The organism is Pandoraea aquatica, assembly GCF_902459565.1.
GTDB classification, from domain to species: Bacteria; Pseudomonadota; Gammaproteobacteria; order Burkholderiales; family Burkholderiaceae; genus Pandoraea; species Pandoraea aquatica.
This window is the reverse complement of record NZ_CABPSN010000002.1, coordinates 467490-482132: the sequence shown is the minus strand read 5'-3', so window position 1 is coordinate 482132 and position 14643 is coordinate 467490. Positions and strand designations below refer to the sequence as shown.

Genomic DNA, 14643 nt, shown 5'->3' with positions numbered 1-14643 from the left:
TTTCGGTGGCCCACCACTTCGGGAGAGGACGCCATGCCGTACGCCTTGCATCACAGTCCCCGGCACTTCACACCCCACTACGGGCTGTCACCCGCACGTCAGCATCGTGAGTCGTCGTCCGGCGCGTCCGACGGCTTTCATGTCACCTTCCGTCGGGCCCGGTATGCACGGCGCGCCGGCCATCACACACACGATGTCCCGCAAACACACCGCGCATCGAAAGTGGCACAGCGTGCGCCCGGCATCTGGCCGACCGCATTCGCGGTGTTGTTCGTGGCCAATCTCGTGTCGCCGGCTGCGGGTGCCATCCCGCGTCGAAATCTCGTCTCCGACGCGAATGCCGACCACTCCTTTCTTTCGCAACGCGCATCAGGTCCGGCTTTCGCGCCGCAGATCGAAGCGTCAGAAAACGGTACGTCTACGCCTGACGACGTCGACATCCGTCTCGTCGATCGTACCTACATCAAGACCGCCTACACGTTGCTGGACTTGCTCAGGATCGTCGCCGCATCGCGCTCGCCGTTCGAGGAATTCGGCGCTTCGCTGGGCGAGGCGTACGAAGTCTTCGCGGACGAATCGGTCGCCCCCGAAACACGCAAGTCCGTCACGCGCGGCGGCAAGGTGCTGGACTTATCCACGAGTCTGATTCCTCAGGTGCGCCTGAGCCGCGTACCTGGCGACATTTCGTATGTAGCTGCCCAACAGATCGAAGGCAAGCCGACCGTTGGGGACGACATGGTGATGTTGATGCGCGTGCTCGATCCACGCGCGTGGCAAGGCGATCCACAGACGGAAGTCGTGGTACCTCGCGTGGCGGCCTCGGACGCCGAGACGCTTCACACGCCTATCCAACCGAAGCCGCGTGCAGGGCAAGGCCCAGTGCAGGTGATTCGTCGTCCGGCCCCATCAGAAATGCATGCACTGGATGTCGACGGTCTCGGACACGAAGCGGACACTTTGCCGGCAGCCCCCTTCGAAGCATCGGCCTCACCCGACGTGCCAGGCGGCTCGCTCCAGGTTGCCGCCGGGGGGCATTCGGATGATGTACCCATGCGTGGCCAAGCGCCGGATGTCGTGGCCGTTCCCCTGCCGCGCCCGAACTCGCACCGCCGAGACCTGCTGCGAAGTCCGGCGTCCGTCGTCCGTCGAAAGGGACGAACACGCCCCTGTGGCTAGCCCCGAAAGACGAGCGCATCGGGGCCGTCGAGTTGCCGGACAATCTGGTCGCAGAGAGGCCGACGAGCCGCTTCGCCATCCGAGGCGAGTTCGACCATCTAGACGGCTACGAGCAGACGTTCACGCAGGCGGAGTTGCCCACGGACAAAGCGACGCGTCTTGTCTTCGTCGGCGGCCATCGCTACCTGCGCGGCGAAGCGGGCTACTACCGCATATCGCAGGGCCTCAGCGGCGATCACTGGCTCATCGACGCGCCGCGTCAAACGCGGGCGCAGGTGCCGGTGACTTACGATCCAGTGACCGATCAATGGCGTGCGCACGAGCCGCTACGCGCATGCGGCGGCGGTTGCGGGCCGAGCCGTCCCATCAGCCCCGACAGCATCGCCACGAGTTTCGACAGCATCTTCTCCGCCACCATGCACGTGACCGATGAGGGCGCACAGGAAGCCATTCACAACGCCTTCGCGGACCTGAGTCGCCTGCATCTGACGCGCTCCAACCGCCCCGATCTGCGCGCATTGCGCGACAACTCGATCATCGATCACCGCGCCGCCCTGCGCGTGGCGATGCGTGACATCGACCCTCAGTTGCCACTCGTCAAACAGCAAAGTCTGGTCGCCGAAGCCACGGCACGGTACTACTACTCCCATCCGTTTGCCGAGGCGTTCTGTCAGGAAAACGCCGAAATTCTCTTTCACTTCCTGCTTCAGGACGGCGTGAGCAGCGACCAGCTTCGCATGATTACCGTCCAACCGAGGAACCGTTCGCCGCACGTCATGGTGCTCTTTACGGAGTCGCATCGTTTCATCGACATGCTCGACGCATCGACGCCTCGCCTTCGCGAGAGCCTGCGTCCGGACGGCCTCTCGTCGGGACAGTTCGCGTGGGCGGCCTACATGACCCGCGACACGACGCTGCTGCTCGATCCGTGGAGCCGCAACAAGGCTGTCTCGTTCGTATGGGCCAACGATCCGCAAGACGTCGTCGACATTCTGGACGTGGCTTTCGCGGACATCGGCCATCGCAACGGCAGTCCCTACACGGTATCGATCACCCGGCCGCTTGCCTCGCGCCGAAGCTCGCCCGGCAGTCAGTCCAGTCTGGGGAGTTCCGGCAGTTCCGGCACGAGTTCGGGCACCTCGCGCAGCTCGCTGTCCTCCTCAAGCCCTCGCCTGAGCGCGTCGATCCGGCCTGCGGCAGGACAGCGTCGCGCTTCCGTACCGAGGGATCCCGAACCGCCGGGAAATGAATCGTCCGAACCCGCGTCACAAGCCGACTGACACATCGCTCGCCTCATCCCTATCTTCGGAGACGTTGCTATGCCTTATGCCTCGTATCGTCGTGCCACCTCCGTCGCGCCCGCTTATCCCCTCCCGCACGCCGTCCAGCATCGCAAGGCGTCGACGCGCACCGACGCCGGCAGGCATGTGCAGACGGAACGACACTTCAGCGCCGCGTTCGCTCAGGCACGTCTCGCGACGCAGTCATACCCTTCCCGCACTTCACTCACCTCGCAAAGCCATTCGCCCGCGATGCAGGGCCGCTCACGACACAGCCCCCCTGTCGCATCCACGCAGACCGTCTGGCCGGCCGCTTTCGCGCTCATGCTCGTCGCCAACCTGATCACGCCCGTCAACTGCGTCGACCCGGTCGCCGCCTTCGTGCCGAAAGCCCCACGTCGCTGCCAGGACAATGATGCGGCGGAAACCGATGCGCCCGGCTGTGCGTCGCAGGCGCAGCCAATGCCAGACAGCATCGACACCGCCGTTCGCGCCGATCCTCGCGTACTGGCGCGTCCCCTTGCCAGTGCGCTGCGACCCGCGCGAGTGAGCACGGTGGGCAAGAAGATCGCGAAAACGACGGTCGATAAGCCCCGCGCGCCGATGCCCTCCGTCCACATCGAATCGCCCGAGAAATCCTTGAAGGATCTCGAGAAAAAGGTGGCTGCGACCGATCTGGAACGCTTGGTCGACCATGCCGACGTCGACGCTCCCGCACCACAAGCTTCACCTGGCGACATGTCCGGCGAGACGCCCGACTTGTTCATCGCCGGCGAGCAAACGTATTTGCTGGGATACGCACAGCACATCCCGAAACACCGCCTGCCGTCCGGTGGTGTTAAGCGATTGGTGATCGTCGACGGTCAGCAGTACCTGCGCGGCGAGAACGGCTTCTACCTCGCGAGTCCGGCGTCGAACGCCGACCATTGGCTCGTGGATGCGCCGCGCCGCACGAAGGCGCAGGTGCCGGTCACGTATGACCCGCACCTGGATCTTTGGGTCGCGCATGAGGCACTGCGCTTGTGCGGCGGCGGTTGCGGAAGCAGCCGTGTTACGACGCCCGACAGCATCGCAATGAATCGTCACGAGGTCGATGCGGTGCTCAGTCATCTGCGAGACGACGATGCGCAGAACGCTATTCTCTCGGCCTACAACGACGTGTCGCGTCTGAAGCTGCTGCGCTCCAACCGACCGGATCTCCGGCAATATCGCGACTTCTCGATCATCCCGAATCGAGAGGCGATCCGCACCGCCCTCCAGCACATTCCACCCGACACACCGCTCTACGAACAGCAACGACTCGCCGCGGTCATCACGGCGAGCCATTACCGTCTGAATCTGGGCACGGAAGCGTTTTGTCAGGAGAACGCCGAAATTCTTTTTCACTTTCTGATCGAAAACGGCGTTCATGGCGATTGCATCCGCATGATTACCGTTCATCCCAAGGGGCGCTCGCCGCATGCGCTCGTACTTTATACGGAATCCGAAGAATTGATCGACGCGCTCGAACTTGCGACACCGGTCGAATACGAAGGCGCCGGTGCCGACGGCATTTCCGGCAACAATTTCGCCGGACTCATCATGAATGCGCAGGACACGACGATTTTGCTCGATCCGTGGAGCCGAGTGAAAGCCGTCGGCTTTGCGCTATCGAAAGACCCGCAGGAGACACAGCGCGTGCTCGACGCGGCCTTTGCCGATGTCGGGCACCGGCCGGGCGAGGCCTACCGCGTCTCGCTCACGCGCCCGCTCGGGCCGCGCCGCACCGGGACAAGTCGAAGGGGGAGTCTGGCGAGTCAGGGAAGTGCCGGAACGGTGTCGAGAACGTCGAGTTCGGGGGGCACGTCGGGGGCACGGGGTTCGTCGAGTTCGCTAGCATCTCTCGATGGGCAAAAATCGCCGCTGGGCAACGAGCGCGAGAACGAGAACAAGGGCGCGGACGGCGCATAAGCGCCGCCAGTCGGTCACATCGATCACATCAATCGCATCGGCCGGCGCGCGTTGCACGCGCCGGCTTCACCACTTAATACGTGTAGACGCCACGTCCCGTCTTGCGTCCCAGATAGCCGGCCGCGACCATCTCCTTGAGCAGCGGGCACGGACGATACTTCGAGTCCGCGAACTCTTCGAAGTACACGTTCATCACCGACAGGCAGACGTCCAGACCGATCATGTCGGCCAACGCGAGCGGGCCGATCGGATGATTGCAACCGAGCTTCATGCCTTCGTCGATTTCTTCCGGCGACGCGAGATTCTCCGCGAGCACGAAGAACGCTTCGTTGATCATCGGCACCAGAATCCGGTTGACGACGAAGCCCGGCGCGTTCTTCACCGTGATCGGGGACTTGCCCAGTTGACGCGCCAGCGCGTCGACGCGCGCATGCGTCTCGTCGCTCGTTTGCAGTCCGCGAATCAGCTCCACGAGGGCCATGAGCGGCACCGGGTTGAAGAAGTGCATGCCGATGAAGCGGTCGGGGTTCGCGACGACGGCCGCCAGCTTCGTGATCGAGATCGACGACGTATTCGACGCGAGGATCGCCCCCTCCTTCACCGCCCCTTCGAGCTGCTTGAGAATCTTGACCTTCAGGTCGAAGTTCTCGGTGGCCGCTTCGATCACGATGTCGGCCGTGCCCAGCGCAGCGTAGTCGGTGGACGTCGTGATGCGCGCGAGGGCGGCGTCCTTGTCGGCGGCGGTGAGCTTGTCTTTCTTGATGAGGCGGTCGAGGCTGCCGGCGATCGTCGCCACGCCCTTTTGCACGGCCGCGTCGCTGATGTCGACCATCGTCACCGGCAGTCCGGCCACCGCACAGGCCTGTGCGATGCCGTTACCCATCGTGCCAGCGCCAATGATGCCTACGTGTTGAATCGTCATGTCGTCTCTGCTCCGTTTGTGCTTGAAAGGTGGCGTGGGATACCGTCTTGCGCGGTGCACAAATCATAGCGCGGACACGTCGGATCGGTGACACATGAAACCGCTGTGCGGAATGGCCAACGCGATTGATAAGGCGCGTCCTGTACATCGCCGTCGCGCAAAGAAAAAGGGGCAGACCCCACGGTCTGCCCCTTCGTTGATTCCACCGTCACGCGCATGGGATGCGCGCGCGTCGTGGCATCAGAACTTCATGCGAATGCCACCACCGAAGGTGTCGCCGCCCGACATCGTGCTGACCTTGTCGTTCATGTATGCGGCGTAGATATCGGTACGCTTGGACAGGTTGTAGTCATAGCCCAACGCCCACGTCTTGCGGTTGACGTTGCTCGCGCCCGAGCTCTTCGTGTACGCGTACGACGCGAGCACCTTGCCATTGCCCAGCGGCACCGACACGCCGAGCTGGCCACCGTTCTCCGACACACCGCCGCCGGTGATGTTGTTGCGGATGTACTGGTACTGACCGAAGAACTTCACGACTTGCAGGTCGTACGTCGCGCCCAGTTGCAGTGCTTGCTGGCTGCGAAAGCCCGTGATGCCGGCCATGTCGTCCGGCACCGAGTCGAACTTGACCTGCTGGTAAGCGACGGTCGCGGCGAACGGACCGTTGAAGTACAGCGCGGAGGCGCTCCACTTGTTCTGGCCGGTTTCGCCCGCCTTGTTGCCGAAGGCGTACGAGACTGCGCCCGTCAGGCCCTTGAAGTTCGGCGTGGTGTACATCACGGCGTTGCTCCAGCCGGAGTCGCCCACAACGCCCTGACCGGCCTGACCGATGAAGGTGTGGAACACCATCGGGCTGAAGGTGTACGAATCGACGAACGGGTTGAACAGAATCGTCGAGACGAAGTACGACGTGGTCAGACGACCGATCGTGACGGTACCGGCCGTGTCCGACTGCAAGCCGACGTAGGCGTTGCGCGAGAACATCGAGTCGCCCTGGAAGCGGCCGTACTGACCGTTCTGCGGACGGAAGAAGTCTTCCAGCACGAAGACAGCCTTCAGGCCGCCGCCGAGGTCTTCGTTACCCTTCATGCCCCAGTACGACGTCGACATGCCGCCGCCACCCTGCGTCCATGCCCGGTCGCCGCCCGGGTTCTTGACCGCGCCCACCCAGGCGTCGACCTGACCGTAAAGCGTGACGTTCGATTGTGCGAGTGCCGGTGCGCTCACCGCCCCCATGCACGCGCCCAGAACGAGTGCCCCACCCATGCCCTTGGCCATACTGCGCTTCATTGACTTCTCCTTGGTTTATGTATTTTGTGTGCCTGCTCCCGCCCTGCACGGGACCTTGCTGGCGCCCTTTCGAGAAGCGCCTCCCTGATAAACGGCCGTGATTCTCGCACAGCCCCGCCGTGCGCAGAAAGACCGGAACGGCAAGGAAAAAACACCACACGAAGTGGCTGAGAAATGGTGGGGAGACAAAATTCGGACGACCATCCGCGCCACAATTAATCCTGGTATAACGGGATCGATATAAGGCGTATATTGCGGGGTTAGCAATCGCTCACATTCGCCGTGAGAAGCACGAATCATGGGCGTCGCTCAAGCGCGACTGGCGGATGTCTTTGGGGAGAGGAGAACGCATCCAATGTTGCACATGTGCAACATTCGGTGCAGATCGGGGACGACTGGGGAGGGGTTCGGGGGTGGTGCGCAAGGATTGGCGGCGAGACTGGCGACGCTTCGGCTGCGCCTCATGGGGTCGCTTAGAAGCCACGTCCCCGGCGTGCACCGCCTTCATTGCCGCGCTGGCCGCGCGGCTCACCCTGCGGCGTGTACTGGCGCTCGCGGGGCTCGGCCGGTGACGCCCAGTTCGGGTAAGCGGCCTGCCCACGCCCACGGTCCGCGTTGAAACGGCTGATGTCCTCGCGCAGCGACGCCTTGTTCACGTCCAGCATTTCGCGCCCACGCCCGCCATCGGCCCAGGCAGGGTAGGCACACACCAGCAGTAACAGGAAACAACAGCGAAGTCGCGCACTCATTTGGGTTCAGCCACATCTCCCGACCGCTACGGTGGGGCCGGTTGCACGAGGTGCGTTCTGCATCGGCGGGTTGCCAATGCGCCATACACCTCATGAGTGACTTTACCGGGACAGTCGAATGAGCGTCGACCGAAAAAGTGTTAATACGCGATGCGGTCTGCAACCGTTTGTAACCGGGATGTCATCGCGAAACTCGGGCGATTCCGGCTTGCCGGACAGATCAACGCAAACTCAGCGCAAACCCAAGCCCAGCATGGATGAGCGGGCGACGGCGTGTCGAATTACTTGTCGCCGATCTGCTTTTCCACCGACAGCGAAATCTCGCGCATGCGGTCGCCGCGCGGCGTCACGAGATCCTGCGCTGTGATGGTGAAATTGACCGGACGTGCGTACTTCCGGCTCGCGCTCTGCCATTCGGCGGGCAGCCCGGCCGGGTTCGTCGTGGTGGTGCGCATTGTCGTCACACCGCGCGTGCAGCGGGCCACGTCGGTCGCGAACTTCTGCGCCTGATTACGCAAATCCATCGGCGTGATCTTCTGGTAATCCCAGATGCACTCGTAGGTCGGTGCCAGTCCAGTCGCGCGAAACACCTTGCAATCGCCACCGGGCACCGAATACGTCGCCTGATAGCTCTCACCGCGCTCGCTCTTGGCCACTAGCGGTCCCGACACGTCTTCAAAGCCGGTTTGGGCGCTCTTGGCCAGCATCAGAATGCCTTCGCACTGGTCGGCAGCAAAGGCCGACTGCGCAGCACACAGACTTGCCAGCAAAGCCCATCGTTGAAAAGAATTCGTTGCCATTATTGGAATGTTTGACTGTGGTACGGCGCATTAGTGGTGACCGAGGTGACCGGGTCATGCGGGCGCGGACCACTTTCGATATCGCCTGGAATGGTGACATTAGAACGCAAAGTGCGCGCGGACGAAACCACGGTCACAAGGGAAAACGTGCGCCATTTCGAGTCCGGAAGTGCCTGATAGTTCGCATCGTGGGTCAACCGTGCGCTCATCCAAAAAGCCGATTGGCGTATGGCGCACGCGTCCTATACTCAAAGCGCAGTCAAACTGCATAGGCACGGCCGGGGACCGATGGTGGTCCGAAGCATGACGGCAATGCCCCTCGGTGCCAAGTCTCCTTGGCCCATACCATGCCGCGCCGGTACACGCGGCTGGCGATGCCCCGACGGGGCCTCAACCGGCGGCTTAGCCCGCCGGTTTCCATTTGTGCCGACACTTCTGCGCTGCCCTCATGCCGATGGACTAAGCGAAAGTGCGGATTTCGCCGCGCGTGCCGGTCTGCAACTATCGAATCACAAGACCAATATTTACCGGGCACTCACCTTCGGGAAGTCAACGGAGCGTTTGTGTACACCAAGGGTTACGGCACACCGCACCTGATCGACTTCGTTCGCGGTCATGGTGGCACGCTCGCGCACGTGCTGGGTGCGCTCGGTAAATTTCGCCACCGTCACGGCCACTGGCCGTCGCGTCTGTTTCTCTATCCCGAAACGCTTGCTGCGCTGGTGCAGGATCTCACGCCGCTCGGCTTCTACCGTGTTCAGCAACGGCTCGACGTCATCGCCGATCTGGAGCGCGATCTGTTTTGCGGGGACGATTGCGGCAACGTCGCGATCTACCGCGTACAGGTGGCCTCGGATCCGGCCGAAGTCGACGCTGCGGCCATCTGGCTGGGTCTGATGCTCCCCGAGGCGCTGCAAACGGACGGCCGACCTCGCCCCTCGGCCACGCCGGCACCGCCGCGCTGACGACGGCACTCGCGTTGTCGGCCGCTGTCACAGAAATATCGTGATCCGCAGCTAGTCTGGCCTGCCGCCGGTGACCGATTCATGACACCGGCGGGACGGCGGCTCACTTCTTCATCTCATTTTTCAAATGACTCGGACGATTTGACTGCGCGGGGCGCTAAGCCTGCGCACCTTTGTACCTCCGCACTCTTTTACGCCGGAGAGATGTCATGAACCGACTCGCGATCGTTCTGGATGGACTGATGCTGCTCTACCTGGCGGCGGCCACCGTTGTGGGCGTGCAATCGAGCGCCGCCGACGGGCACGAAATGCTGACCAGTGTGCTGGGCGTGCTGCTCGCCCTGTGCGTGCTCGGCGTCATTGCGGCCCCGTTTTACGTCTCGCTGGTCGTGCTCGTCGCACAGTCCGAGCGACACCTGAAGCTCGCCGCGTGGCTGCATCGCGTGCTGCTGACGCTCATGGTCGCGCTCACGCTCATCTCGCTGCTCGCGCGCGACACCATCGAGGTCTCCGCACCGCTGTTCGTGCTCGTTGCGCTGGTGTGCGTCGTCAACCTCGTCGCGCTGTCCAGACGGCGCACGCACTTCGAGACGTTCCATCTGTTCGAGCATTGAAACGGTCGACGTGGCCGTTGGCGTCAGTGTGGGTGGCCGTCTGAATTGCCGTCGTCGACAGTCGATGTAACCGATGGTGTGCCGCACGTCGATTTGCGAGTGGCGCGCGGGCGATGCTAGACTGCGCGGCATGAATCGCTGGCGCAAACTCCTCGTGCTGTTGCTGTTGTGCGTAACCATGCCGTTGCAGGCCATGGCCGCACTGCGCACGCATTGCGCGCCGGGAACGCCCGCGGCTTCGATGCAGAGTCCGTCCGCTGCGACGGTTGATGCGGTTGATGCCATGGCAACCATGGCGATGCATCACGCAATGATGTCCGGCGACGCAATGTCCGGCATGCATCATCACAGCGACGAAACCGCGACGGCCGTCACGGCCAGCGACACGGGCGACGCCACGCATGCGTCATCGCAGACGTCGCAGACATCGCACAATCACCACGCGAGTTGCTCGGCCTGTGCGGCGTGCGTCGTCTGCACCGCGCTGCCGCAAAGCGTCGTACTGCGCGTGCCGGACGCACAGCCGTCCGCCGCTATTCCGTTCCTTCGCACATCTGCGACCAGCGCCATCGTCCCTGTCCTCGAACGCCCTCCCAAAGCCCTCGCCGTCTGACGGCTTCGCATGACGACCTGTGTCGATGCGGCATCACCTGATGCCTGCACGCGCCCACGGTCGACTTCCAGCCGTCTCCGTTCCCCCCGTCAGACTGATTTACGAACTGCCTCGCGACCGGCACGGCCACGCTTGATCCGCCTGCTGCGGTCGATGTGTCGATTGCGGTCGCTGCTGTTGAGGCGACCGCCACGTCCATCACATTCGTCACGCGCGTCGTAAGTCCGTCTGCCCGATGAACATGCGGTGCCGTGCCGTGCGCTCAGCCTTCCGAGGCGCGTGTCGCTACGCCTTGCATCGCCAGATCGACGAGTCTTTCGATGACGTTTCTTTCCTTACGACGGCACGCCTGGTGTGTGCCCGTCGCGCTATCGCTGTGGGGTGTGAGTTCGCCTCCCGCCGTCGCCGCTGAACCGGCGACATCAACGGTTGTCCCCGACGATCCCGCGTCTCCCGACGCTCCTGCCGGACCGATACCCGCCCCCGTGCTGGGTGACTTCGCCCGCCCCGCGTTGTCCGTCGCCACCAGCGACTGGCGCATGGTGAACGCCAGCGTTTCGGGCATGCCCGAGATGTCCGGATCGGGTCATGCCATGACGAGCCACAGCGGGCATGTCACAAGTCCGCCCGCCAAGACGGGGCACGAAGCGATGGGACATGCCATGCCGATGGCCCCCTCGCCCGCGCCCATGGCATCGGGCCACGAGGGCATGGGGCACGCCATGCCCATGACGTCGCCGTCCGGTACACCTCGCGACCCGCATGCCGCTCATGGCGGACAGGGAGGGCCGCAATGACGAGCGCTCTCTTGTCGCCCAAAACAGCGAGGGCTTCCACATCTCTCACGCGCCATGTCACAGCATCCAGGCCGCGCCATCTCCTGCGCCGGACGCCGATGGTCGTTGCCGCGCTGGCGACGCTGGTGCTGTCCGGTTGCGCAACGTTCAGCGACGACAGCGGCTTTGCGCCCGTCGCAGACGCCACGCAGCAGCGCCTCGGCAAGTCGGCCGTCTGGGCACGCGACGACGCCGCCACACAAGCGCTCGCCAAACAGCGCGACGATTTGCTGGCACGTCCGCTCGACATCGATACCGCCGTCCAGCTCACGCTGCTGAACCATCGCGGCTTGCAAGCGACGTACGCTGAACTCGGCATTGCCGAAGCCTCGCTCGTTCAGGCGGGACGTCTGCCCAATCCGCGCTTCTCCTTTCAGCGCGTGCAAGGCGGAGGCGACGTCAGCATCGAACGCACGTGGGGCATCGATTTCGTCCGTGTTCTGACGATGCCGCTCGCTTCGCGTGTCGAAGCGCGCCGGTTCGCACAGGTGCAGGCGCAAGTCACGCAAGCCATCGTCGAGCAGGCGACGCTCACGCGCCGCGCATGGATCGATGCCGTTGCCGCGCAGGAGCGCGTGCAGATCCTTGAGCAGACGAGCCTCGCTACGCAAGCTGCCAGCGAACTCGCCGACGGCATGGCACGCGCGGGTAACTTCAGTGCCATGCGACGCACGCAGGAGAACCTCGTCTACGCCGATACGGCCGCGCGTCTCGCACGTGCCCGCGAGCAGGCGAACGCGGCACGCGAACAGCTCGCGCGGCAAATGGGTCTCTGGGGGCAGCAACTGAGCTTCACGCTGCCGCAACGTCTGCCCGCCTTGCCCGCGACCCGCCCTGCATGGCCCGACGCCGAAGCGCAGGCCATCCGCGAACGCGCCGACGTGCGCGCCGCACGCGCAGCGCTCGACGCAACCGCAAGCGACCTCGGCCTGACCCGCGTCACGCGCTTCGTCAACGTGCTGGACACGGCGTATCGCAACAACAGCGCCACCGGTTCACCGAGCGAGCGTGGCTATGAAATCTCGCTGGAAGTGCCGCTGTTCGACTGGGGCTCGACGCGCATCGCCGGGGCCGAAGCGCGCTATCGCCAGAGCGTTGACCGTCTCGCCGACACGGCCGTTGCCGCACGTGCGGACGTTCGCACACGTCGTGCGCAGACGCTCGCTGCGTGGGACATCGCCGAGCATTACCGCACGACCATCCTGCCGATGCGCCAGCGCGTGTCCGACGAATGGCTGCTGCGCTACAACGGCATGCTCGCCAGCGTCTTCGACCTGCTGACGGATGCGCGCGAGCAACGCGACACAGTGCTTGGTTACATCGACGCGACGTCCGACTACTGGCTCGCCGATGCGGCATTTCGCGAGAGTCTTGGCGGCGGGATGCCCGAATCATCGGCGTCACGCTCGCCGACGGAAGCTCCCATGCCGATCGCCTCGCCCTCGTCTGCTGCGCCATCAGCGCCCGCCACGCCACCTGCTCCCGCGCAGCCCGCTTCATCTCAACCGTCTCACCAACACGGAGGTGGCGCATGACTTCGCGCCGACGATTCCTGCGTGATGCCAGCCTCGCCGTCGTAGGCGCGGCCGCCGTCGAACGCACCAGCCTTGCAGCACTGCCGGAGGCCGCCACCCGCAGCGACGCCAGTACCGCCAAACCGCTCGCCCCGCCCAACGGACGCCCCTACCGCCCCGTCGTCACGCTCAACGGCTGGACACTCCCATGGCGCATGCGCAACGGCGTCAAGGAATTCCACCTGGTCGCAGAACCCGTGGTGCGCGAAATCGCGCCCGGCATGCAGGCCAACCTCTGGGGCTACAACGGCCAGAGTCCGGGGCCGACCATCGAAGTCGTCGAGGGCGACCGCGTGCGTCTGTACGTGACGAACCGGTTGCCCGAGGCCACGAGCGTGCATTGGCACGGCCAGCGTCTGCCCAACGGCATGGACGGCGTAGCTGGCCTCAACCAGCGCGCCATCGCACCGGGCCAGACGTACGTCTACGAGTTCGAAGCGAAGCGCCCCGGCACGTTCATGTATCACCCGCACGCCGACGAAATGATGCAGATGGCCATGGGCCTCATGGGCTTCTGGGTCACGCATCCGAAAGACCCGTCGTTCATGCCGGTCGATCGCGACTACGTATTTCTTATCAACGCCTATGCCATCGACCCCGGCACGCGCACACCGCGTGTGAACGAGATGACGGACTTCAATCTCTGGACGTGGAACAGTCGTGCGTTTCCCGGCATCGACCCGCTGGTGGCCCGTCAGGGGGACAGGGTGCGTATTCGGATCGGCAACCTCACGATGACGAATCACCCGATTCATCTGCACGGACACGAGTTCAAGGTCACCGGCACCGACGGCGGCTGGGTGCCGCCCACCGCGCAATGGCCGGAAGTCACCACCGACGTGGCCGTCGGACAGATGCGCGCCATCGAGTTCGACGCCACCGAACCCGGCGACTGGGCCTTTCACTGCCACAAGTCGCACCACACGATGAACCCGATGGGCCACGACGTGCCGACCATGCTCGGCGTGAATCAGCGCGAGATCGCGAAAAAGATCACCCGCATCATTCCCGACTACATGGCGATGGGCGAAACCGGCGCTTCGATGAACGGCATGGAGATGCCGATTCCCGAGAACACGCTGCCGATGATGACGGGCACCGGTCCCTACGGCCCCATCGAAATGGGCGGCATGTTCACCACCCTCAAAGTGCGGCAAGACCTGCCGCGCGACAGTTATCGCGATCCCGGCTGGTATCGCGCGCCACGCGGCACCGTCGCAAGTCCGTGGCAAGGCAGCACTTCAGCGTTACCCTCTACCCATCGCCCGCCCGCAAGCGCAGGCAAAACCGGAGTCAAATCATGATTCGTCCGATCTTCACGTCGCTGTTCAACGGCTCGCTCGCCGCGCCCCTCGTCCTTGGTGCCGCCACGCTTGTGCTCAGTCTGCCCGCGATGGCCGACGATCCGCACGCCATGCACATGCAGCACGGCCACAGCAGCGAAGCAGCCGCCATCGGTGAGCCCGGCAACGATGCGCAGGCCACCCGCACGGTCGACGTCGACATGCGCGACACCATGCGCTTCTCGCCAGCCACGCTGACGGTGAAGCGTGGCGACACGGTGCGCTTCGTCGTCACGAACAACGGCAAGGTCCGTCACGAAATGACATTGGGGACGGCGGCGTCGCTCGCCGAGCACGCGAAAATGATGCAGCAGATGCCGGGCATGACCCACGCCGAGCCGAACGCGGTAACGGTCGAACCCGGTCAGCGCAAGACGCTGGTGTGGCACTTCACGCAAGCCGGAACGGTGGATTTCGCTTGCCTTGAGCCGGGGCACTTCGAAGCGGGCATGCGAGGGGTGGTGAACGTCCGCTAATGCACGATGCGGCGCGACGGCGAGCACCGGTAAGCGATGCAGCGAGACGTATAGC

General features: G+C 64.0%; 14 protein-coding genes. 10 read left to right on the top strand and 4 right to left on the bottom strand.

The window, feature by feature from the left end; genetic code table 11:
* Window positions 1-33 precede the first annotated feature (33 nt).
* Genes PAQ31011_RS07675 through PAQ31011_RS07665 form a run of 3 tightly spaced genes read left to right on the top strand, consistent with a single transcriptional unit; the run spans window position 34 to window position 4406 of the window.
* Entirely contained in the window at window positions 34-1176 is a 1143-nt protein-coding gene (locus PAQ31011_RS07675; RefSeq protein WP_150575260.1) for a hypothetical protein, read from the top strand.
* Window positions 1177-1208: 32 nt separating this feature from the next.
* Complete coding sequence (locus PAQ31011_RS07670) at window positions 1209-2456, top strand: hypothetical protein (protein WP_150575259.1); 1248 nt, start codon at window positions 1209-1211, stop codon at window positions 2454-2456.
* A gap of 39 nt (window positions 2457-2495) precedes the next feature.
* Window positions 2496-4406: a hypothetical protein gene (locus PAQ31011_RS07665; protein WP_150575258.1), complete on the top strand. Its 1911-nt coding sequence runs from the start codon at window positions 2496-2498 to the stop codon at window positions 4404-4406.
* A gap of 73 nt (window positions 4407-4479) precedes the next feature.
* Here PAQ31011_RS07665 and PAQ31011_RS07660 read toward each other — a convergent pair whose 3' ends face one another.
* The 4 genes from PAQ31011_RS07660 to PAQ31011_RS07645 all read right to left on the bottom strand — a co-directional run bounded on the left by PAQ31011_RS07660 (window position 4480) and on the right by PAQ31011_RS07645 (window position 8137).
* On the bottom strand, window positions 4480-5328 hold the full coding sequence (locus tag PAQ31011_RS07660; RefSeq protein WP_150575257.1) for a 3-hydroxybutyryl-CoA dehydrogenase: 849 nt from the start codon (window positions 5326-5328) through the stop codon (window positions 4480-4482).
* A 240-nt stretch (window positions 5329-5568) separates the two neighbouring features.
* On the bottom strand, window positions 5569-6618 hold the full coding sequence (locus tag PAQ31011_RS07655; protein ID WP_150575256.1) for a porin: 1050 nt from the start codon (window positions 6616-6618) through the stop codon (window positions 5569-5571).
* Between the two features lie 473 nt (window positions 6619-7091).
* Complete coding sequence (locus PAQ31011_RS07650) at window positions 7092-7367, bottom strand: hypothetical protein (RefSeq protein ID WP_150575255.1); 276 nt, start codon at window positions 7365-7367, stop codon at window positions 7092-7094.
* A 281-nt stretch (window positions 7368-7648) separates the two neighbouring features.
* A complete protein-coding gene (locus tag PAQ31011_RS07645) occupies window positions 7649-8137 on the bottom strand; it encodes a hypothetical protein (RefSeq protein ID WP_150575254.1) in 489 nt (162 codons plus the stop codon).
* Window positions 8138-8730: 593 nt separating this feature from the next.
* Here PAQ31011_RS07645 and PAQ31011_RS07640 point away from each other — a divergent pair.
* From PAQ31011_RS07640 to PAQ31011_RS07610, 7 genes are all read left to right on the top strand, one after another.
* On the top strand, window positions 8731-9132 hold the full coding sequence (locus PAQ31011_RS07640) for a hypothetical protein (protein ID WP_150575253.1): 402 nt from the start codon (window positions 8731-8733) through the stop codon (window positions 9130-9132).
* A gap of 209 nt (window positions 9133-9341) precedes the next feature.
* On the top strand, window positions 9342-9746 hold the full coding sequence (locus PAQ31011_RS07635; protein WP_150575252.1) for a hypothetical protein: 405 nt from the start codon (window positions 9342-9344) through the stop codon (window positions 9744-9746).
* Window positions 9747-9876: 130 nt separating this feature from the next.
* The gene (locus tag PAQ31011_RS07630) at window positions 9877-10359 is read left to right on the top strand and encodes a hypothetical protein (protein ID WP_150575251.1); all 483 of its coding nucleotides are present in this window, start codon (window positions 9877-9879) and stop codon (window positions 10357-10359) included.
* 320 nt (window positions 10360-10679) lie between these two features.
* Window positions 10680-11156, top strand: coding sequence for a hypothetical protein (locus PAQ31011_RS07625; RefSeq protein ID WP_150575250.1), 477 nt, complete (start codon window positions 10680-10682; stop codon window positions 11154-11156).
* Between the two features lie 98 nt (window positions 11157-11254).
* The gene (locus PAQ31011_RS07620) at window positions 11255-12730 is read left to right on the top strand and encodes a TolC family protein (protein WP_150575249.1); all 1476 of its coding nucleotides are present in this window, start codon (window positions 11255-11257) and stop codon (window positions 12728-12730) included.
* Window positions 12727-14073: a multicopper oxidase family protein gene (locus PAQ31011_RS07615; protein WP_150575248.1), complete on the top strand. Its 1347-nt coding sequence runs from the start codon at window positions 12727-12729 to the stop codon at window positions 14071-14073. The genes PAQ31011_RS07620 and PAQ31011_RS07615 overlap by 4 nt, the downstream gene beginning before the upstream one ends.
* On the top strand, window positions 14070-14588 hold the full coding sequence (locus PAQ31011_RS07610; protein ID WP_150575247.1) for a cupredoxin domain-containing protein: 519 nt from the start codon (window positions 14070-14072) through the stop codon (window positions 14586-14588). The genes PAQ31011_RS07615 and PAQ31011_RS07610 overlap by 4 nt, the downstream gene beginning before the upstream one ends.
* The last annotated feature ends 55 nt before the right edge of the window (window positions 14589-14643 follow it).